At 74.4% G+C, this 18,978-nt stretch carries 19 protein-coding genes; 12 read left to right on the top strand and 7 right to left on the bottom strand.

Annotated features, from left to right (window positions below; genetic code table 11):
* Window positions 1-3: 3 nt before the first annotated feature.
* From H505_RS0125975 to H505_RS0125960, 4 genes are read right to left on the bottom strand one after another with little or no spacing between them, the layout of a single operon-like run.
* Window positions 4-243: a ferredoxin gene (locus H505_RS0125975; protein WP_051301174.1), complete on the bottom strand. Its 240-nt coding sequence runs from the start codon at window positions 241-243 to the stop codon at window positions 4-6.
* Entirely contained in the window at window positions 240-1,520 is a 1,281-nt protein-coding gene (locus tag H505_RS0125970; RefSeq protein WP_026404317.1) for a cytochrome P450, read from the bottom strand. The genes H505_RS0125975 and H505_RS0125970 overlap by 4 nt, the downstream gene beginning before the upstream one ends.
* Window positions 1,521-1,541: 21 nt before the next feature.
* The gene (locus tag H505_RS44400; RefSeq protein ID WP_051301173.1) at window positions 1,542-2,987 is read right to left on the bottom strand and encodes an aldehyde dehydrogenase family protein; all 1,446 of its coding nucleotides are present in this window, start codon (window positions 2,985-2,987) and stop codon (window positions 1,542-1,544) included.
* Window positions 2,987-3,802, bottom strand: coding sequence for a mycofactocin-coupled SDR family oxidoreductase (locus H505_RS0125960; RefSeq protein ID WP_026404316.1), 816 nt, complete (start codon window positions 3,800-3,802; stop codon window positions 2,987-2,989). Before H505_RS0125960 ends, H505_RS44400 begins: the two co-directional genes overlap by 1 nt.
* A 468-nt stretch (window positions 3,803-4,270) precedes the next feature.
* On the opposite strand from H505_RS0125960, the gene H505_RS0125955 reads away from it, so the two are divergent.
* The 6 genes from H505_RS0125955 (at window position 4,271) to H505_RS48085 (ending at window position 10,717) form a co-directional block, all read left to right on the top strand.
* Entirely contained in the window at window positions 4,271-5,518 is a 1,248-nt protein-coding gene (locus tag H505_RS0125955) for a CaiB/BaiF CoA transferase family protein (protein ID WP_084550824.1), read from the top strand.
* Between the two features lie 162 nt (window positions 5,519-5,680).
* Entirely contained in the window at window positions 5,681-7,150 is a 1,470-nt protein-coding gene (locus H505_RS44395) for an MFS transporter (RefSeq protein ID WP_051301172.1), read from the top strand.
* Between the two features lie 48 nt (window positions 7,151-7,198).
* Complete coding sequence (locus H505_RS0125945; RefSeq protein ID WP_026404314.1) at window positions 7,199-8,449, top strand: amidohydrolase family protein; 1,251 nt, start codon at window positions 7,199-7,201, stop codon at window positions 8,447-8,449.
* Window positions 8,446-9,606 carry a thiolase family protein gene (locus H505_RS0125940; protein ID WP_026404313.1) on the top strand — a complete coding sequence of 387 codons (1,161 nt, stop codon included), beginning with the start codon at window positions 8,446-8,448 and terminating at the stop codon, window positions 9,604-9,606. The genes H505_RS0125945 and H505_RS0125940 overlap by 4 nt, the downstream gene beginning before the upstream one ends.
* Window positions 9,603-10,043, top strand: coding sequence for a Zn-ribbon domain-containing OB-fold protein (locus H505_RS0125935; protein WP_026404312.1), 441 nt, complete (start codon window positions 9,603-9,605; stop codon window positions 10,041-10,043). Before H505_RS0125940 ends, H505_RS0125935 begins: the two co-directional genes overlap by 4 nt.
* Window positions 10,040-10,717 carry a TetR/AcrR family transcriptional regulator gene (locus tag H505_RS48085; protein ID WP_084550821.1) on the top strand — a complete coding sequence of 226 codons (678 nt, stop codon included), beginning with the start codon at window positions 10,040-10,042 and terminating at the stop codon, window positions 10,715-10,717. Before H505_RS0125935 ends, H505_RS48085 begins: the two co-directional genes overlap by 4 nt.
* Here the strand turns inward: H505_RS48085 and H505_RS50060 are convergent.
* The 3 genes from H505_RS50060 to H505_RS0125910 form a co-directional block, all read right to left on the bottom strand.
* Complete coding sequence (locus tag H505_RS50060; protein ID WP_157433127.1) at window positions 10,710-10,859, bottom strand: hypothetical protein; 150 nt, start codon at window positions 10,857-10,859, stop codon at window positions 10,710-10,712. The genes H505_RS48085 and H505_RS50060 overlap by 8 nt on opposite strands.
* A gap of 363 nt (window positions 10,860-11,222) precedes the next feature.
* Entirely contained in the window at window positions 11,223-11,525 is a 303-nt protein-coding gene (locus H505_RS0125915; RefSeq protein ID WP_026404311.1) for a DUF6247 family protein, read from the bottom strand.
* Between the two features lie 133 nt (window positions 11,526-11,658).
* The gene (locus H505_RS0125910) at window positions 11,659-12,357 is read right to left on the bottom strand and encodes a FadR/GntR family transcriptional regulator (RefSeq protein WP_034519851.1); all 699 of its coding nucleotides are present in this window, start codon (window positions 12,355-12,357) and stop codon (window positions 11,659-11,661) included.
* 158 nt (window positions 12,358-12,515) lie between these two features.
* Here H505_RS0125910 and H505_RS0125905 point away from each other — a divergent pair, with 158 nt between their 5' ends.
* The 6 genes from H505_RS0125905 to H505_RS0125880 are packed head-to-tail and all read left to right on the top strand — an operon-like array spanning window position 12,516 to window position 18,953.
* Complete coding sequence (locus H505_RS0125905) at window positions 12,516-13,523, top strand: substrate-binding domain-containing protein (protein WP_026404309.1); 1,008 nt, start codon at window positions 12,516-12,518, stop codon at window positions 13,521-13,523.
* A 54-nt stretch (window positions 13,524-13,577) separates the two neighbouring features.
* On the top strand, window positions 13,578-15,074 hold the full coding sequence (locus H505_RS0125900; RefSeq protein ID WP_026404308.1) for a sugar ABC transporter ATP-binding protein: 1,497 nt from the start codon (window positions 13,578-13,580) through the stop codon (window positions 15,072-15,074).
* A 29-nt stretch (window positions 15,075-15,103) separates the two neighbouring features.
* Window positions 15,104-16,123 (top strand): ABC transporter permease, encoded by a 1,020-nt coding sequence (locus H505_RS0125895; RefSeq protein ID WP_034519849.1) that lies wholly within the window; start codon window positions 15,104-15,106, stop codon window positions 16,121-16,123.
* Between the two features lie 18 nt (window positions 16,124-16,141).
* Complete coding sequence (locus H505_RS0125890) at window positions 16,142-17,203, top strand: zinc-dependent alcohol dehydrogenase family protein (RefSeq protein ID WP_026404306.1); 1,062 nt, start codon at window positions 16,142-16,144, stop codon at window positions 17,201-17,203.
* Window positions 17,200-18,189 (top strand): DUF4380 domain-containing protein, encoded by a 990-nt coding sequence (locus H505_RS44385; RefSeq protein WP_051301170.1) that lies wholly within the window; start codon window positions 17,200-17,202, stop codon window positions 18,187-18,189. Before H505_RS0125890 ends, H505_RS44385 begins: the two co-directional genes overlap by 4 nt.
* The gene (locus H505_RS0125880; protein ID WP_051301169.1) at window positions 18,186-18,953 is read left to right on the top strand and encodes an SDR family NAD(P)-dependent oxidoreductase; all 768 of its coding nucleotides are present in this window, start codon (window positions 18,186-18,188) and stop codon (window positions 18,951-18,953) included. The genes H505_RS44385 and H505_RS0125880 overlap by 4 nt, the downstream gene beginning before the upstream one ends.
* The last annotated feature ends 25 nt before the right edge of the window (window positions 18,954-18,978 follow it).

Raw genomic sequence — 18,978 nt, 5'->3', positions numbered from 1 at the left:
CTCCTACGGTCGGAGACGGATCGAGCGGGTGGGGCACGCCTCGGCGGCGTTGCGGACGTCGGCCGGCGGGTCGCCCCGTTCGTCCAGGATCGTCACTCTGCCGTCGTCGTCCAGCCCGAAGGTGTCCGGCGCGTAGAAGCCGCACATGCCGGTGCCCGCGCACGTCTCCGGCGTGACCCAGATGGCGGCGGCCCCGGTGCGGTCGGTGTCTTCGGTGGGGCCGGTGTCGGCGCGGTCGGTCATCCGAACACCACCGGGAGGTCGCTCGGGCCGCGCCAGTGCAGGCCCATGAGGACGGGACGGACGGCGTCCGGGGCCCAGCGCAGGTTCGGCAGGCGATCGAGGATCGCGTTGAGCGCGACGGCCATCTCGGCGCGGGCGAGGTGCATGCCGAGGCACACGTGGGGGCCGCCGGCGAACGACAGGTGGGGGCGGAGCGGGCGGTGCACGTCGAACCGCTCGGGGTCGTCCCACCGGTCCGGGTCATGGTTGGCGGCGGTGAGGCAGAGCGCGACGCGGGACCCCGCGGGTACGGGGACGCCGGCGAGTTCGGTGTCGCGGGTCGCGGTGCGGTAGAAGGTCGGGTCGGTGACCTCCCAGCGCAGCGACTCCTCGATGGCGTTGCGGACGAGCGCGCGGTCGCGGCGGACGGCGTCGAGCTGGTCGGGGGCGTTCAGCAGCGCCCACAGCGTGATGCCGAGCTGCCGCCAGGTCGTCCCGGACCCGGCGGTGAGGATCAGCCGGGCGAACGCGAGGATCTCGGCGTCGGTGAGGCCGCGCCGGGTGCCGTCCTCGTCGCGGATCGTCTCGTTGAGCAGCCTGCTGATGAGGTCGTCGCGGGGCGCGGTGCGGCGGTCGGCGATGACCGGCCCGAGGATGTCCCCCGCCTCGGCGGCGGCGGCGATCCGGTCGTCCCGCTCGACGGTGGCGCCGATCATCTGCTCGATCAGCTCGCGGAGCCGCAGCGTGTCGTCCATGCCGACGCCGAAGCTGCCGGTGATGGTCAGCAGCGGCAGCAGGGCGCAGAACTCGAGGTTGAGGTCGGCGGAGCCGCGCGGCTCGATCCGGTCGAGCAGGGTGCGGGTGATGCCGTCGATCCAGCGATCGGCCCACCACCGCATCATGTTGCGGTTGAAGGACGGCTGGACGACCGCGCGGTGGCGGGCGTGCTCGGCGCCGCCCATGCCGAGGATGTTGCGCCCGAACGTGTCGAACGTGCTCTGCATCGCCTCGGAGCCGAACGTGTCGGGGTCGCGGAACACGGCGTTCGCGGTGGCGTAGTCGAACACCGAGAAGCCCGCCGCGGGCCGCGCCCGTCCGGCGACGGGCGCCGGGTGCGGCAGGCCGAGCACCTGCTCGACCGTCCCCTCGTGGACGGGCCCGGTCTCGCGGGCGCGGCGCAGCCCGGCGTGGAAGTCGACGGCGAAGTCGCCGCCGGACCGGGAGCGCCGGTACTCGCCGCCGGTGTCGAAGAGGGTGCGGATCTTGATCGGGTCGAGCCGGGCGATCTCGTCTAGCATCTGGTTTCTCCCGTGGGGGGGTCAGGCGCTCACGGCCGTGACGTGTTTGGCCTGCTGGTAGGCCCGGATGCCCTCGCGGCCGCGCTCGCGCCAGTCGCCGCTGTGCCGGCGGCCGCCGGAGGACGCGAACGCGCCGATGTAGCCGCCGTTGACGAACACGGTCCCGGCGCGGACCCGCCGGGCGAGGGCGAGCGCCTCGTCCGCGGGCCCGTACACCGCCCCGGACAGCCCGTAGACGGTGTCGTTGGCGAGGGCGACGGCGTGGTCGGGGTCGCGGTAGCCGAGCACGGAGACGACCGGGCCGAACGTCTCCTCCTGGGCGAGGGGGTTGGCGGTGTCGGCGAGGTCGACGACCGTGGGCTCGAAGAAGTGGCCGCCGAGGTCGGGCCGGGCCCGGCCGCCCGCGACGACGCGTCCGCCGTGTGCTCGCGCGGCCGCGACGTGCTCGGCGCAGCGGGCGGTCTGCGCGGCGCTGACGAGGGGGCCGACCTCGGTGGACGGGTCGCGGGGGTCGCCGAGGCGGAGCGCGGCGACGGCGTCGGCGGCGTCGTCCAGGACCCGCTTCTTCAGGTGTTCGGGGACGAGCACGCGGGTCTGCAGGGCGCAGCCCTGGCCCGCCATCGCCCGCATGACGGTCGTGATCCCGGCGGCGGCGCGGTCGACGGCGTCCGGCAGGTAGATCGCGGCGGACTTGCCGCCGAGTTCGAGCATGACGCGCTTGTGGGTGGGCGCCGCCTGCGCGGCGATCGCCGCGCCGACGGCGGCCGAGCCGGTGAACGACACGGCGTCGACCTGCGGCATCGTCGTGAGCAGTTCGGCGCCCGCGCTGCCCGGCTCGGCCAGCACGTTCACCGTGCCGGGCGGGAACCCGGCCTCGTGGGCGGCCTCGCCGACCGCGAGCACGGCGAGGGGCGCGAGCGGGCTCGGCCGCAGCACGACGGTGTTGCCCGCGAGGAGCGCCGGGACGGTCTTCCACAGGGCGAGGAACAGCGGCACGTTGTAGGCGGGGATCGCGGCGACGACGCCGAGCGGCTCCCAGGCCAGGACGCTCGCGGCGACGCGGCCGCCGGTGACGAGCGCGTCCAGCGGGACCGGGTTGTGCTCCTCGGCGGGCAGCGCCGCGTGCAGCCGGACGGCGTCGCGGGCCTGCGCGATCGCGCCGCTCACGTGCAGGGTGCGGACGGACGCGGCGAGCGCGCCGGTCTCGGCGACGATCGTGTCCTCGAGGGGCGCGCGGCGCGCTTCGAGGGCGTCCAGGAACCGCAGGACGAGGGCGGCGCGCTCGGCCGCGGGCGTCCGGGACCAGTCGCCGTCGAAGGCGCGGCGGGCGGCGTGCACGGCCCGTTCGAAGTCGGCGGGCTCCGCCGCGGGGACGTCGGCGACCGCGGACAGGTCGGCGGGGTTCTCGACCCGCAGCGGCGGCCCGGAGCCGGCGCGGGCGCCGTCCACGTAGGAGCGGGGGGTCATCAGAGGCTCACGCCGGCTTCGACGGGGAGCGCCGCGCCGGTCACGGCGTACGCGGCGTCCGACACCAGCCACAGGATCGCGCGGCTGACGTCGATCGGCTGGAGGCGGTCGACCGGCAGCACCCGGGCGAGGGCGGCGGCGCCGCTCGCGGAGGTCATCGGCGAGTGCGGGTTGTTGATCATGTAGGTGTCGACGGCCGTGGGGTGGACGACGTTGACGCGCACGTTGTGCGGGCCGAGCAGCCGCGCGAACCCCTTCGCGAGGCCGACGACGCCGTGCTTGGCCGCGTTGTAGCCGGACATGCCGCCGGAGCCGTCCGTCATGCCCTTGAGGCCGGCCGTCGACCCGGTGATCACGATCGCGCCGCCCCGCCCCTGGTCGACGAGCGGCCGCTGGACGACCTTGAGCGTGTTGAACACGCCGGTGAGCATCACGCCCACGGCGTCGTCCCACCGCGCGGCGGCCTGCTCCAGGGTGGTCTCGGTGCGGTCGCTGTGCAGGACGCCCGCGTTGGCGAGGACGATGTCGACGCCGCCGAGTTCGGCCATGCCGTGTTCGAGCGCCTTGTCCAGGGCGCGGATGTCGCGGACGTCGGCGAGTCCGGTCACGCAGCGCCGCCCGGCCGCCTCGACCAGCCGGGCGGTCTCGGCGAGGTCGTCGGGGGTCGCCATCGGGTAGGGGACGGTCGGGATGTCGGCGCCGATGTCGACGGCGATCACGTCCGCGCCGTGCTCGGCGAGCAGCACCGCGTGCGAGCGTCCCTGCCCGCGGCCGGCTCCGGTGATGAACGCGACCTTGCCGTCCAGTTGGCCCATGATTCGGCGCCTCCGTATGAGTGCTCGTGCGCGGTTCTCGGGTTTCCGAGGAATGTGCGGGAAATGGCCGGAAAAGACACCCGGGAGCGCTCGGCGCCGCGTCGGGCGGGCGATCGGTCGGGTGGGCTCACCATAAGCGGCGGCGACTACCGCGTCAAGAGAATGAGCTTCTCCATAATCCTGACCAGGTCAACGCGCTAGTCCGGACATCGCACACCGCAGGCGGCTGCGGCTTGATCACCTTGGCGGTTTGCTATCGGAGAAGCGGCTTCTACCTATGGACATATGCACTTCTACTGGTTACGGTGACTTTCGTTCGCCCCGACGAAGCAGCGATCGGCGCCGTGCTCGCGCCGCTTGCGGCCACCCCCTTCGAGGAGACAGCACCATGCGGGCAGAGCCATTCGGTCACGCCATTCCGCCCACCCCGGTCGCGCGGCCCGCGCACCGCGCCGCGGCGCGGCCGGCATGAGCCCGGCCGAGCGGGCGGCGGGCCCCCCGGCGCCGGTCCCCCAGGCGCCGGTCTTCGACGGCGTCCGGGTGCTGGAGGTCGCGCAGTGGACGTTCGCGCCCGCGGCGGCCGCCGTGCTCGCCGACTTCGGCGCGTCCGTCATCAAGATCGAGGACCCGGTCGCCGGCGACCCGCAGCGCGGGCTCGCGTCGTCCGGCGTCGTCCCGTCCTTCGGCGGGGTCAACATCGTCACCGCGCAGACCAACCGGGGCAAGCGCAGCGTCGGGCTGAACCTGCGCGACCCGCGCGGCCGGGGGCTGCTCATGGAGCTCGTCGACCGCGCGGACGTGTTCGTGACGAACTTCCGGGGTCCCGCGAGGAAGCGGCTCGGCTTCGACGAGGACGCGGTCCGGGCCCGCAACCCGCGCATCGTGTACGCCCGCGCCACCGGGCAGGGCCCGCGCGGCGAGGACGCCGACCGGGGCGGGTACGACTTCACCTCGTACTGGATGCGCGGCGGGATCGCGTCCGCGCTGACCGCGCCGGACGCCGACCGCCCGCTGCCGCAGCCGCCCGCGTTCGGCGACAAGGCCGGGGCGATGAACCTCGCGTTCGGGATCGCCGCCGCGCTGTTCCGCCGGGAGCGGACGGGCGAGGGGGCGCTCGTGGACGTCTCCCTGCTCGGCACCGCGCTGTGGCAGCACTCGAGCGCGATCCTCTACAGCTGGGGCCTCGAACGCGAGTTCCCCGTGCAGTCGGGCCGGTCGGCGAACCCGATCGCCCGCGGGTACCGGACGTCCGACGGCCGCTGGATCGCGCTGATGATGATCGAGTCGGACCGCTGGTGGCCCGGCCTGTGCCGGCATGTCGACCGCCCCGACCTCGTCGACGACGAGCGGTTCGCCGACGCGAAGGCCCGGACCGCGAACTACGACGCGTGCGTCGCGGAGCTCGAGTCCGTGTTCGCCGCCCGCGCCCTCGCCGACTGGCGGCGCCGGTTCGCGGGCTTCGAGGCCCCGTGGGAGGTGCTGCGCACGATGCGGGAGACGGCCGACGACCCCCAGGTGGCCGCGAACGGCTACGCCGTCCCCGTCGACCACGACGGCACCGAGGTCCGGCTGATGAGCGCGCCCGTGCAGTTCGACGAGCGCGTCCCGGACCTGACCCGCGCCCCCGAGCACGCCGAGCACTCCGAGCAGGTGCTTCTGGAACTCGGCTACGACTGGGAGGCGATCCTCGCGCTCAAGGACGCCGCGGTGCTCTGAGCGCCCCTCCTCCGCGGCCCCTCCTCCGCGGCCCCTCGTCCCGCTCCCCTTTCGCCCTCGCTCCTCTTCGCGCGCGCCCCCGCCCCGTGCCCGGCTCCGCCGCCCGGCCCCCCGCCTCCGCTCGCCCCGCCTCCAGCCCACCCCACGCGCCCAGGAGGACCCGTGACCACCACCCCCGACCGTCCACCGCCGGAGAAGGCCCCGCCGCCCGCGTCCCCCGGCGGGCTCGGGCCCGCCGGCATCGTCGCGGCCCTGGTCGCCATCGAGATCTTCGCCGTCTTCGAGACCGCGATGGCGCTCGCCGCCATCCCGACGTTCATGCGGGTCTTCGAGGCCGACTCCGCGGCCGTCGGCTGGACCGGCACCGCCTACCTGCTGGTCGGCGCGGTGTCGGCCGCGACCGCCGGACGGCTCGGCGACATCTTCGGCCGCCGCAACGTGCTCGTCGCCGTGCTGGCGATCGCGGCCGTCGGGTCGCTGATCAGCGTCCTCGCCACCTCGCTGTGGCTGGTGGTCGCCGGCCGCGGCGTGCAGGGGATGGCGGCGGGCGCGCTGCCGCTGTCGTTCGGGCTCGTCCGCGAACTGCTGCCCGAACGCCACGTCCCGTTCACGATGTCGCTGCTCGGCGGCGTCGTGCCCGTCTGCACCGGCGCGGGATCGCTCCTCGCCGGCCTGCTCATCGACCACGGCGGCTGGCGGAACATGTTCGTCGCGGCCACCGCGATGGGCGCGGCCGCCGCGCTGATCGCGCTGTTCGCGCTGCCCCGCACCCCGGGCATCGCGCCCCGGCCGTCGGTCGACGTGGTCGGCGCCCTGCTGCTCGCCCCGGGCGTCGGCGGCATCCTGCTCGGCGTCAGCCAGACCGAGGACTGGGGCTGGAGCGACCCGCGGGTGATCCTGTCGATCGCGGTCGGCGCCGCCGTCCTGCTCGCCTGGGTCGCCTGGGAGCGGCGCACGCCGGAGCCGCTCGTCAGCATCGACCTGTTCCGGAACCGGAAGGTGGCGCTGGCGACCGCGGCGGCCTTCATGGTGGGCGCCGGGCCGATGGGCGCGGTGTCGATCCTGTCGCACATGGTCCTGCAGCTGCCCGAGACGGCGCCGGTCGGGCTCGGGCTGTCCCCGACGGACGCCGGGTACGTGCTGCTCGTCGTCGCGGTCGTCGCCTACGCCGGGGCGATCGCGAGCGGGCGGATCGCCGGGAAGATGGGCGCCCGCCCCTGCCTGGTCCTCGGCACCCTCATCTACGCCGTCGGCATCTTCCTCTGGATGTTCCTGGACAAGTCCCTCGCCGGCACCATGTTCTGCCTGTGCCTCACCGGCCTCGCCAACGGCTTCGCGCTGACCGCGCTGCCGATCCTGGTCGTCGAGGCGGTGCCGGTGCGCAACACCGGCGAGGCCACCGGGGTCAACCGCGTCACGCTCAACACCGGCGTCGCCTGCGGCCTCGCCGTCACCTCGGTGATCCTCGCGACCTCGACCGTCGAGGGCACCCACATCCCGACGCAGGGCTCCTTCGTCACCACCGTGGTGATCTTCACGTGCCTGTCCCTCGCAGGCACCGTCCTCGCCCTGTTCATCCGCGGCGGCCGCACGACGGCGGCCGAACCGGAGCCCGCCCCCGCCGAGGCGTGACCCCGGCACCGCCCGTCCCGCACCGAAGACGAAAGGGAACGACCCGTCATGACGCAAGCGACTCCCGACCTGAACTGGCTGATCTCCGTCGACGACCACGTCCTGGAGCCGGGCCACCTGTGGCAGCGCTGGCTGCCCGCCAAGCACCGCGAGCGCGGCCCCCGCCTCGAGATCGACGCGGACGGCAAGGGCACCTGGTACTACCTCGACTTCGAGATGCGGGCGAGCGGGCTGTCCGCCTGCATCGGCCGCGACAAGAGCAGCTACAGCCCCGAGCCGCTCGGCTACAACGAGATGCGGCCCGGCTGCTACGACCCGGTCGCCCGCGCGGAGGACATGAACGAGGCCGGGATCCTCGCCTCGATGACCTTCCCGACGTTCCCCGCGTTCTGCGGCCAGACGTTCTACCGCGGCGCGGACAAGGAACTCGGCCTCGCCTGCATCGAGGCGTACAACAACTGGATGATCGACGAGTGGTGCGCGGCGGCCCCCGGCCGGTACATCCCGCTCACCCTCATCCCGCTGTGGGACCCGCAGAAGGCGGCGGCCGAGGTGCGGCGGGTCGCCGCACGGGGCGTGCGGGCCGTCGCGTTCAGCGAGAACCCCGAACCGCTCGGCCTGCCCACCATCAACGACCCGGACCGCTACTGGGACCCGTTCTTCCAGGCCGCCGAGGAATGCGGCGTCGTCATCTGCATGCACGTCGGCTCGTCGTCGCAGATCCCGTCCATCAACAAGGACACGTCCTTCATGGCGAACCTGTCGTGGGGCGCGGTGCGGACGTCCGGCACCATGCTCGACTGGCTGTTCAGCGGCGTGTTCGAGCGGTTCCCGAACCTCAAGATCTCCCTCGCCGAGGGCAACATCGGCTGGATCCCGTACTTCCTGGAGCGGGCCGAGCAGGTCATCGACAAGCAGCGGTACTGGGTGCAGCGCGGCGTCGACTACGACCCCGGCAAGGGCAGCAAGCAGGAGCGCAGGGACGGCGGCGCGCAGACGATCGACTACCTGAACTTCGACATCCGGCAGTCGTTCCGCGACCACGTCTACGGGTGCTTCATCGACGACATCGCGGGGCTGCGCAACCTCGACCTCATCGGCGAGGACAACGTGATGATCGAGACCGACTACCCGCACTCCGACTCGACCTGGCCGCACTCGATCAAGCTCGCGCACGAGCGGCTGGCCGGGCTGCCGGCCGAGACCCAGTACAAGATCCTGCGCGGCAACGCCGAGCGGCTGTTCGAGTTCACGCCCGCGGACACCGCCGCGCTCCCGGCGCCCGGCGGGACCGCGTGACCGGCGCCGCCATCGTGGGGCTCGGCCTGACCGAGCAGGGGCGCCGGCTCGGGATCTCCCCCCGGGAGCTGCGGCGGCGGGCGATCGACGCCGCGCTCGCGGACGCGGGCGTGCCCCGCGAGCGGATCGACACCGTCATCTGCTTCGGCGCGCTGCCCGAGGACCTGCGGTACGCGGGCCTGTCGCCGCGCTCGTCGTTCGCGCTGATGTCGGGCGGCGCGACGCCCGCCCTCTCGGTGGTCGTCGCGGCGGGGCTGCTCGCGAGCGGGCAGGCCGAGTACGTCCTCAGCGTCTACGGGGAGGCCTTCACCGGGGCGGCGCCCCGGCTGGAACCCCACCGCGGTGGCGGCGGCAGGTCGGACATCGGCGGGTACAGCTACGGCTACCCGTACCTGTACGGGCTGGTCGGGCCGGGCGCGGTCTACGCGATGGCCGCCCGCCGGTACCTCGACGCGCACGGCGCGACCTCGGCGGACCTCGCCGAGGTCGCCGTCGTGGAGCGCGGCTACGGCAGCGTCCGGCCGGGCGCCGTCGGGTACGGCGCGCCGATCACGGTCGCCGACCACCAGGCGTCCCGGATGATCGTCGACCCGCTGCGGCTGCTCGACTGCTCGCGGCCGACCGACGGCGGCGCCGCCGTCGTCGTCACCACGGCGGAGCGGGCGGCGGACTGCGCGGGCGCGCCCGTCGCCGTGCTCGGCGCGGGCACCGGCCACAACATCGCGAACTGGTGGGACGGGACGATGGCGGGCCGGTTCGGGGCGCTCCCGGACGCCGCCCCGCGCGCGTTCGGCCAGGCGGGCGTCGGCCCGGACGACATCGACGTCGCGCAGCTCTACGCGCCGTTCACGATCGCCACCCTCCTGCAGCTGGAGGAGTACGGGTTCTGCGGGCCGGGCGAGGCGCCCGCGTTCGTCCGCGAGGGGCGCACCGGGCCCGGCGGGACGCTGCCCACGAACACCGGGGGCGGGCAGCACTCGGGTTTCTACGCGACCGGCTTCACCCCGCTGTCGGAGGGGATCATGCAGATTCGGGGCGACGCGCCGACCGGCCAGGTGCCGGACGCGGAGCTGTGCCTGGTGAGCGGCAGCGGCGGCAACGGCGGCGTGCACGGCTCGTGGGCGCACGTCTCGCTCGTCCTCGGGAGGGCCCGGTGAGCGGGAGCGGGGCGCCGCGGCCGTTCCCCGGGGACGTCGCGCCGGACGCGGCGGACGCCGAGTTCTGGGCGGCGTGCCGGGACGGCCGGTACCTGGTGATGCGCTGCGGGACGTGCGGGCACGCGGTGTGGCCCGCCGGCGCCTGCCCGCGGCACGGCGCCGCGCCGATGGCCTGGACGGACGCGAGCGGGCGCGGCGCGCTCGTCACCTGGACGGTCGTCCACCAGCGGTACGCGACGTCGTTCGCGGGCGCGCCGCCGAACGTCGCGCTGGTGGAGCTGGACGAGGGACCGCTCGTCCACGCGACGGTGCTCGGCGCGGAACGGCTGGAGATCGGGATGCGGCTGGAGGTGGCGTTCGAGGAGATCGCCCCGGATGTCGTGCTTCCGGTCTTTCGCCCGGCCCGTGATCGGCCGCGCGGTAGCCTTTCCGGGTGACGTTGGAGCCAGGCTGGGCGGAACGCGTCGAGCGCGACGCCACCGCGCGTCCCCGCCCGGGAACGTTCGTCGGCCCGCGGGCGAAGCTCGTCACCGCCGGCCACCGGCTGCTGCTGGAGCACGGCGACTCCTCGTACACGATCGAGGAGCTCGTCCGCCGCGCGGGCGTGGCGATCAAGACGTTCTACCGCTGCTTCGCCAACAAGGAGGAGTTCCTCCGGACGGTCTTCACCACGATCGTCACCGACTCGACGCCGCGCATCCGCGACCACGTCCTGACCAGCACGGACGACCCCCTCGAGCGGCTGCGGCTCGCGGTGACCCGCCCGCTGGAGTGGCACCGGGAGAACGAGGCGCTCAGCCGGGTCATCGCGCACGAGCACGTGCGGATCGCCGCGACCAGCCCGGAGACGATCGCCGCGACGGGCCGCGCGTACGAGGCGCTGATGCGCGAGCTGATCGTGGAGGCGTCCGACGCGGGCCTGCTGGCCCCGGCGGACCTCGACTGGGACGTCCACATCATCACGTCGATGGTGACGAACTCGTTCCTGTCGCTGATCATCGGCATGGCCGATCCGCCGGACCGGCGGCTCCTCGCCGACAACGTGTGGCGCTTCTGCCTCACCGCCCTCCGCGCCCCCGCCCCACCCCGTCCCGCCGCCCCCGTCACTTGACGGCGATCGGGTTGAGGGGGGAGCCGACCGCGTACGGGACGTTCAGGGGGGACGCGGTGAACAGGACCTCGTGGACGCCGTCGGCGGCGCAGTCGGCGGCGAGGTCCTCGAAGTCGAACATCTCGCCGAGGAGCAGGCCCATGTCGCGGAGCCAGCGGGCGCACTCCCAGGTGTGGCCCGGCGACCGGCCCGGCCCGACGTCGGCGCCGCGCCGCTGCAGGGGGAGGCGCCCGTCCGCAGCAGCAGGACGTCGCCCGCGGCGGTCAGCCCGCCCAGGTGATGTCGAAGACCCAGATGATTCCGGCCGTGTCGTCGACGTAGAAAGAGACCAGACCGAGCCCACCGAAGATGACTTGGCGGAACTCCGGCTCCCCCGTCTAAGCGGCCATGGCGTCCCAGGGACGTTCACAGACGTCGGCCAGCGCGGACACCAGCTCATCGAAGGCGTCGGTCGGCAATCCACCGATTTGAGCGAGCGCCGTTGCGTGGAGCTCGACGCGGAAGCTCAACGAGAACCGTCCCTGCGCCTGGCCGCCCACTCCGGAAATGCCTCATCCGCCGAGATGAAGTCGCCGGTCCCCGCACGAGCCTGCTCCGCCCGCTCCTTGAAGTCGGGTTGAGCGTAGGCGACCGCCCGGAGGTGCCACAGCCGCAGCACCTCCTGCAGCTGCCGGAAACGCCAGATCTCATGCGCGGCGTCGAGAGCGCTCCGGTATTCGTGGACGAACCGGTCCCGCTCTTCATGAGGCAGCCGACGCAGGATCTCCTCCGGGTCGAGTGGGCCGTGCTCGAGTGGATCAGCTGTCACTCCGCCCCTCCTCAGCGCTTCTCCTGCCCGCAATACCTTTGGCCGAGTCTACGGGCTCCGGCCGTGCCGCACGGCTGGATACCGTTCGCCGAGGACTCTCGCGGAGGGACACTCGGCTGATCTCGACGCTGGATCAGTCGCGGTCGAGGGTGTCGAGGTCGCGGGCGGCCTTGGCGAGCAGGTCGCGCATGGCGCGCTCGGCGTCGTCGGGGGCGGCGGCGTGGACGGCGTCGAGGACGGCGCGGTGGCTGGGCACCGGGTCGTCGTGCCGGCGGACGCCGTGGACGAGCCGGTCCCGCTCGGCGAGCCCGACCTCGATCACGACCTCCATGCGCTGCAGCAGCTCGTTGTGGGTCGCGGTGAGCAGGGCGCGGTGGAAGTCGAGGTCGGCCTGGACGGCGAGGGCGATGTCGCCGTCGGCCTCCGCCATGGCGCGCAGCGCGCCGTCGAGGGCGGCGAGGTCGTCGGCGGTGCGGCGGAGCGCGGCGAGGCGGGCGGCCTGCGGCTCGATGATGCCGCGGACCTCGGCGAGGTTCGCCAGGAACGCCTGGTCGTTGCGGTTGGCGAACTGCCAGCGGATGACGTCCGGGTCGAGCAGGCTCCAGTCCGCCCGGGGGCGGACGAAGGTGCCGCGCTTCTGCCGGGACGCGACCAGCCCCTTCGCGGCGAGCACCTTCAGGGCCTCGCGCAGCGCGGTCAGGCTGAGGTCGAGCTCGGCGCCGAGGGCCGCCACGTCGATCGTGTCGCCGGGCTCCAGCTCCCCGGTCAGGATGCGGCGCGCGATCTCCTGCACCGTCTGGCCGTGCAGCCCTCGCTCCGAGTAGTGCACCACGTGCGGCGGTCCTTCCTGGTCGTCCGGCGAGCACTCTAACGGTGACCAGACTATCCATAAATTATGAATTAATATTGACAGGGCCGCCGGAGAGGCATTAGACAAGGTCAGCGGGCATCCGGGAACGATCCGGGCAGCCGGGAACGAGGAGAACGTCGATGAACCATGCCAAGCGCCGCAGGCGGCCGGTCGGCCGGGCAGTGCTCGTGCCGGCCCTGCTCGCGGCTCTGGTACTGGCGGTCACGGCCGCCTGCGACAGGGTGGGCGAGAACGGCCGCATCGGCGTCGTCTACCTCAACGCCGAGGGCTACTACGCCGGGGTCGAACGGGGGCTCGGCGGGGTGCTCGGGCAGGGGGCGGACCGGCCGCAGCTCGTCCAGACCAACATCCAGTCCGACCCCGCCAAGGAGAGCTCGTTCGTCAACACGATGAGCTCCGCGAAGGTCGACGCGCTCGTCGTGTCGCCCGCCTCGGCCACCGCGTCCATCCCGGCGCTGCGCCTCGCCCACGAGAGCGGCGTGCCGGTGATCTGCTACAACACCTGCGTCGAGGACGCCGCCGCGCGCGAGTACGTGGACGCCTTCGTGCTCGGCGACCCGTTCGAGTTCGGGCGGGTCAGCGGCGAGCAGATGGCCGCGCACTTCCGCGCCGCCGGGATCGCCGACCCGAAGGTCGGCGTCATCAACTGCGAGCAGTTCGAGGTCTGCATCCAGCGCCGGCAGGGCTTCGAGAAGGCGCTGACCGCCGCCGTGCCCGGCGCGAAGATCGTCGCGAACCAGCAGGGCCTCACGATGGACGAGGCCGTGCAGCGCGGCGAGCAGCTCCTCACCGCGCACCCGGACATCGACGCCTTCTACGGCGAGGCCGGGTCGCAGATGCTCGGCGCCGTGCGGGCCGTCGAGGCGCGCGGCAAGACCGGGCGGGTCGCGGTGTTCGGCGGGGACATGTCCGTCGAGGCGGCCGGGAAGCTGCAGGACGGCCGCGTCCTCAAGGGCGTCGCCGACATCTCCGGCATCAAGGTCGGACGGCTGGCGGGCGAGGCCGTCGCGAACGTCCTCGCGGGGAACCCGCCCGCGGACCTCATCGTCCCGGCGCCCGTCGACCGCTACCTCGGCCCGCGGGACGGGGCCCGCTGGATGCGGGAGCACCCCGATGGCATCCCGTAGGCCGGCCGCGCGCCGCACGCCGTCGTCGTCCCGTCCGAGGAGAGAAGGAGCGCCATGAGCACGCCGCTGCTGCGCGTCGCCGACGTCACCAGGCACTACCCGGGCGTCCGGGCCCTGACGGGGGCGAGCCTGGAGATCGAGCCCGGGGAGGTCCGGGCGCTGCTCGGCCGCAACGGGGCCGGGAAGTCCACGCTGATCAAGGTGCTGTCCGGGGTGGAGCGCGCCGACGCGGGCACCGTCGAGATCGGCGGCGCCGCGCTCGGCGACGGCGGCGTCCGCCGCGCCGGGGAGCTCGGCGTGCGGACCGTCCACCAGGAGCTGAGCCTCGTGCCGGGCATGACCGCGGCGGAGAACCTGTTCCTCGGCGCCTGGCCGCGGACGGCGGCGGGCCGCGTCGACCACGCCGCGATGCGCGCCGCCGCCCGCGAGGTCTTCGACCGGCTGGGGCTGGCGGTCTCCCCCGACGCCCGCGTCGGCGCGCTGCCGCTGGCCGAGCAGCAGCTCGTGGAGATCTGCCGGGCCGTGCGCCGCGACCCGAAGCTGCTGATCCTGGACGAGCCGACGAGCGCGCTCGCCGCCGCCGAGGTCGAGATCGTCCTCGAGGCGGTGCGGCGGATCGCGGCGGACGGCGTCGCGGTGGTCTACGTCAGCCACCGGCTGGACGAGATCCGGCGGATCGCCCGCACCGCGACGATCATGCGGAACGGCGAGGTCGTCGGGACGGTCGACATGGCGGCCACCTCCACCGAGGAGGCCGTCGCGATGATGCTCGGCTCGGCCTACGAGGCCGCGGTGCGCCCGCCGTCGCGGGACGTGCGGCGGGACGGCGTCCCGCTGCTGTCGGTGTCGGGGCTGCGGGTGCCGCCGAAGGTCACCGAGGTGTCGTTCGACCTGTACCCGGGGGAGATCCTGGGGCTGGCGGGGCTGATGGGGTCCGGACGCACCGAGATCCTGCGGGCGATCGCCGGGTTCGACCCGGCCGCCGCCGGGACGGTCCGGATCGAGGGCCGCGCGGTGCCGCGCGTCACGGCGGCGGCGATGAAGCGGCGCGGCGTCGGCCTGACGCCCGAGGACCGCAAGGGCGAGGCGATCGTCCCGCTGCTCGGCGTCGGCGAGAACATGGTGATGTCGGACTTCCGGGCGGTCAGCAGCGGGACGTCCGTCGTCCCCGCGAAGGTCGACCGGGTCGCGCGCGGGCTGATCGAGCGGCTGTCGATCCGGACCGCGTCCGGCCGCTCCCCCATCGCCACGCTCAGCGGCGGCAACCAGCAGAAGGCCGTGATCGGCCGGTGGCTGCACGCGGGCAGCCGGATCCTGCTGCTGGACGAGCCGACCCGCGGCGTCGACGTCGAGGCCAAGGAGGGCATCTACCGGCTGGTCCGGGAGCTGGCCGACCAGGGCGCCGCCGTGCTGTTCGTGTCGGGGGAGCTGGAAGAGCTGCCGCTGGTGTGCGACCGCGTGATCGCGCTGCGCGGCGGGACGGTCGCGGCCGAGTTCGCCGGCGACGACGTGACCGTCGACGCCGTCCTGTCCGCCGCCATGGCCGCGTGAGCGGCCGCCGGAACAACGAGGAGAGACCCATGACCACCACGCAGACCGCCCCGCCCGGCGGGGCGCGCACCGGCGGCGGCGCGGCGCGCCTGCTCCAGGGCCGGGCGCACCAGTTGAACGAGATCGGGCTGCTGGTCGCCATCGTCGTCCTGTACGCGGCGCTGACGAGCTCGGCCGCGGGGTTCCTGACGCTGGACAACCAGCTCGGCATCCTGCGGGACGCCGCGTCCGTCGGCATCGCCGCGTGGGGCGTCACGCTGGTGATCATCGCCGGGGAGATCGACATCAGCGTCGGCCCGGCGACGGCGTTCGCGTCGGTGCTGGTCGCGAAGGGCGCGACCGAGTGGGGGCTCGGCCCCGTGGGCGCCATCGCGGTGACGCTCGCCCTCGGCGTCGCGTGGGGCGCGCTGGCGGGCTGGCTGCGCGCCGCGTTCGACGTGCCGTCGTTCATCACGACGCTCGGCCTGTGGAGCGTCCTCGGCGGCCTCGGCCTGTACCTGACGGACGCGCTGCCGGTGACGCTCCCCGACAGCGGCCTGTTCGACGTGCTGGGCGGCGACGTCCTCGGCGTCCCGACGTCCGCGATCGTAATGCTCGTCCTGTTCGCCGTGTTCGCCTACATCGCGAAGTTCACCGCGTACGGGCGGTCGATTTACACGATCGGCGGCAACGCGGCGGCCGCGCGGCTCGCGGGCATCGACCTGACCCGCGTCCGGGTGCTGCTGTTCGCGACGACCGGGCTGCTGTCGGCGATCACCGGCGTGCTGCTCGCCGCCCGGCTCGGCTCCGGCAGCGGCGGCGCGGCGTCCGGCCTGGAGTTCGACGTGATCGCGGCCGTGGTGATCGGCGGGACGGCGCTCGCCGGGGGCCGCGGCGGGATGCTCGGCACCCTGCTCGGCGTCGTGTTCATCACCGTCATCGGCAACGGGCTCGTGCTGCTCGGCGTCGACTCCTTCCTGCAGAACGTGGTGCGCGGCGTGATCATCGTCGGCGCCGTGCTGATCAACGTGCTCGTCGCGCGGCGCGGCCGGGCGAACGCGGCGGCCTGAGAACCGGGGGTGCTCTCCATGGAACGAACGATGCGGGGCGTCTTCCTGCCCGGCGACTCGACGGCCGTGCTCCGCGCGTACCCGGTGCCGGAGCCGGGCCCCGGGCAGGTGCTGATCGAGATCGGCGCGTCCGGGATCTGCGGCAGCGACATCGGCTTCATCTACCGCGAGTACAAGGGGTACCGGGGCGTCGACGGCCCCGCCTACCGCGGCGTGGTCGCGGGGCACGAGCCGTCCGGCCGGATCGTCGCGGCCGGCCCGGGGGTGCGGCGCTTCGGCGTCGGCGACCGCGTGATCGTGTACCACATCGTGGGCTGCGGCCTGTGCGACAACTGCCGCCGCGGGCACTACATCAGCTGCGGCGCCGGGCGCGAGTCGTACGGGTGGCAGCGCGACGGCGGGCACGCCCCGTACCTGCTCGCGGAGGAGCGGACGTGCGTGCCGCTGCCGGACGAGCTGTCGTACGTGGACGGGGCGCTCGTCGCCTGCGGGTTCGGCACCGCCTACGAGGGGCTGCGGCGCGCGGGCGTCAGCGGCGACGCCGACCTGCTCGTCGTCGGGCTCGGCCCGGTCGGCCTCGCCGCCGGGATGATCGGCCGCGGGATGGGCGCGCGCCGGGTCATCGGCGTCGAGCCGTCGGAGGCGCGGCGCGCGTGGGCGGACGGGCTCGGCGTGTTCGACGCGACGCTCCCGGCGGACGACCGCGCGGCCGGCGCCGTCGCGGACCTCACCGGGCGCGGCGGCGCCGCCGTCACCATCGACTGCTCGGGCTCGCGGCCGGGCCGGAGCCTCGCGCTGGAGGCGGCCGCCGAGTGGGGGCACGTGTCCCTCGTCGGCGAGGGCGGCGACCTGGTGACCGAGGTGTCGGACACGCTCCTGCACAAGCAGCTCACGATCCACGCGTCCTGGGTGACGTCGCTGCCCGCGATGAGCGAGCTGGCGCGCAACCTGGTCGGCTGGGGGCTGCGGCCGGAGAAGGTCGTCAGCGACGTCTTCGGGTTCTCCCGCGCGGACGAGGCGTACGCGCTCGCCGCCGGGAGCAGCAAGGGCAAGGTCGTCCTCGTGCCGGACGCCTCATGACGGAAGTCCGGACCGACGCATCCGGCCCGTACGAGGTCGTGTGGCTCGACAACGGGGTGCTGCGGCTCGGGATCGTCCCGGCGCTCGGCGGGCGGCTGCTCGCGCTCGTCCATGAGGGCGAGGAGCTGCTGTGGCGCAACCCCGCCCTGCTGGACGACCGGCTGCACCCGGTCGGCGGGCACCGGCCCGCGCGCACGTCCGGGCCGATGGCGAACTGGCGCAACTACGGCGGCGACAAGACCTGGCCGGCGCCGCAGGGCTGGTCGTCGGACGCCGAATGGGCGGGGCCGCCGGACCCGGTGCTGGACTCGGGCCCGTACGGGGCGGACGTCCGGACCGGTCCGGGGTTCGCGGCGGTGACGCTGACCAGCGAGCACGACCCGCGGACGGGGCTGCGGCTGCGGCGGGAGATCCGGCTCGCCGCCGGGGCCGCCTACGACCTGCGGCTGACGGCGGTCAACGAGACGGCCGCGCCGGTGCGGTGGGCGCTGTGGAACGTCGCCCAGTACCCGGGCGGCGGGACGGTCCGGGTCGAGGTCGCCCCGGGCTCCGCCGACCCGGTCGAGCTCGCGGTCGGGACGGCCGCGCCGGCGTGGACGCGTCCCGGCCCGGACGCGATCGAGGTGCCGGCCCAGGACGCCGTCGGCAAGCTCGGCTTCCCCGGCGCCACCGGGCGGCTGGCCTACACCCGCGCGGGGCGGCGGCTGACGATGGACTTCGGCGTCCGCGACGGGGCCGCCTACCCCGACGGCGGGTCGCGCGCCGAGGTGTGGATGGAGCACCCGCTGCCCCGGCCGCTGGACCACCTCGGTGGGCTGAACCCGCCGGACCGGATCGTCGAGTGCGAGGCGCTCGGCCCCTGGGAGCCGATCGGGCCCGGCGGGGCGACGTCGCTCGCCGTCCGGGTGGGCGTGGAACGCGCGCCGGACGCGGAGAGCGACGCGGAGAGCGAGGAGACGCGAACGATGGAGACGGGGGGACGATGACGTCGTCTGCGGGGGAACGGCCGGCGTCCGCGGGGGAGCGGCCCGTCGCGGTCGTGACGGGCGCGGCGGGCGGGATCGGCGCGGCGACCGCGCGGCGGCTGGCGGCCGACGGGTACGCCGTCGCGCTGCTCGACGTCGCGCCGGAGGTCGAGGCCGTCGCGGCGGAGCTGCCCGGCGCGCTCGGCGTGCGCTGCGACGTCGGCGACGCCGCCGACTGGGAGCGGGCCGCGGCCGCCTGCCGCGCGGCGCTCGGCCCGGTCGACGTCCTGGTCTCCAACGCCGTCCGCTACGAGCCGGGCGCGGCCGGCGAGGTTTCGCTCGAGTCGTGGCGGCGGCAGCTCGACGTCACCCTCACCGGCACGTTCCTCGGCGTCCGGGCCGTCCTGGACGACCTGCGCCGCAGCCCGCGCGCGTCGGTCGTCGTGGTGTCGTCCGTGCACGCCGCGTTCGGGCTGCCCGCCCGCCCCGCGTACGCGGCGGCGAAGGCGGGGCTGACCGGGCTGACCCGGCAGCTCGCCGTCGAGTACGGCCCGGGGGTGCGGGTCAACGCCGTCCTGCCGGGGCCGGTGCTCACCGCGCAGTGGGACGGGATCGGCGAGGACGACCGGGAGCGCAGCGCCGCCGAGACCGTCGCGGGCCGCCTCGGCCGCCCGGAGGAGGTCGCCGCCGCGATCGCGTTCCTCGCCGGACCGGACGCCTCGTTCGTCACCGGCGCGTCGCTGTTCGTCGACGGCGGCTGGAGCATCACCAAGGGGTCGGCGTGACCGCCGCGATCGTCGGGCGGCGCAC

Origin of the sequence: Actinomadura rifamycini DSM 43936, assembly GCF_000425065.1 — a bacterium.
Taxonomy (GTDB): domain Bacteria; phylum Actinomycetota; class Actinomycetes; order Streptosporangiales; family Streptosporangiaceae; genus Spirillospora; species Spirillospora rifamycini.
Note: the sequence above shows the minus strand (reverse complement) of the source record. Positions and strands in the feature narration are given on the sequence as shown.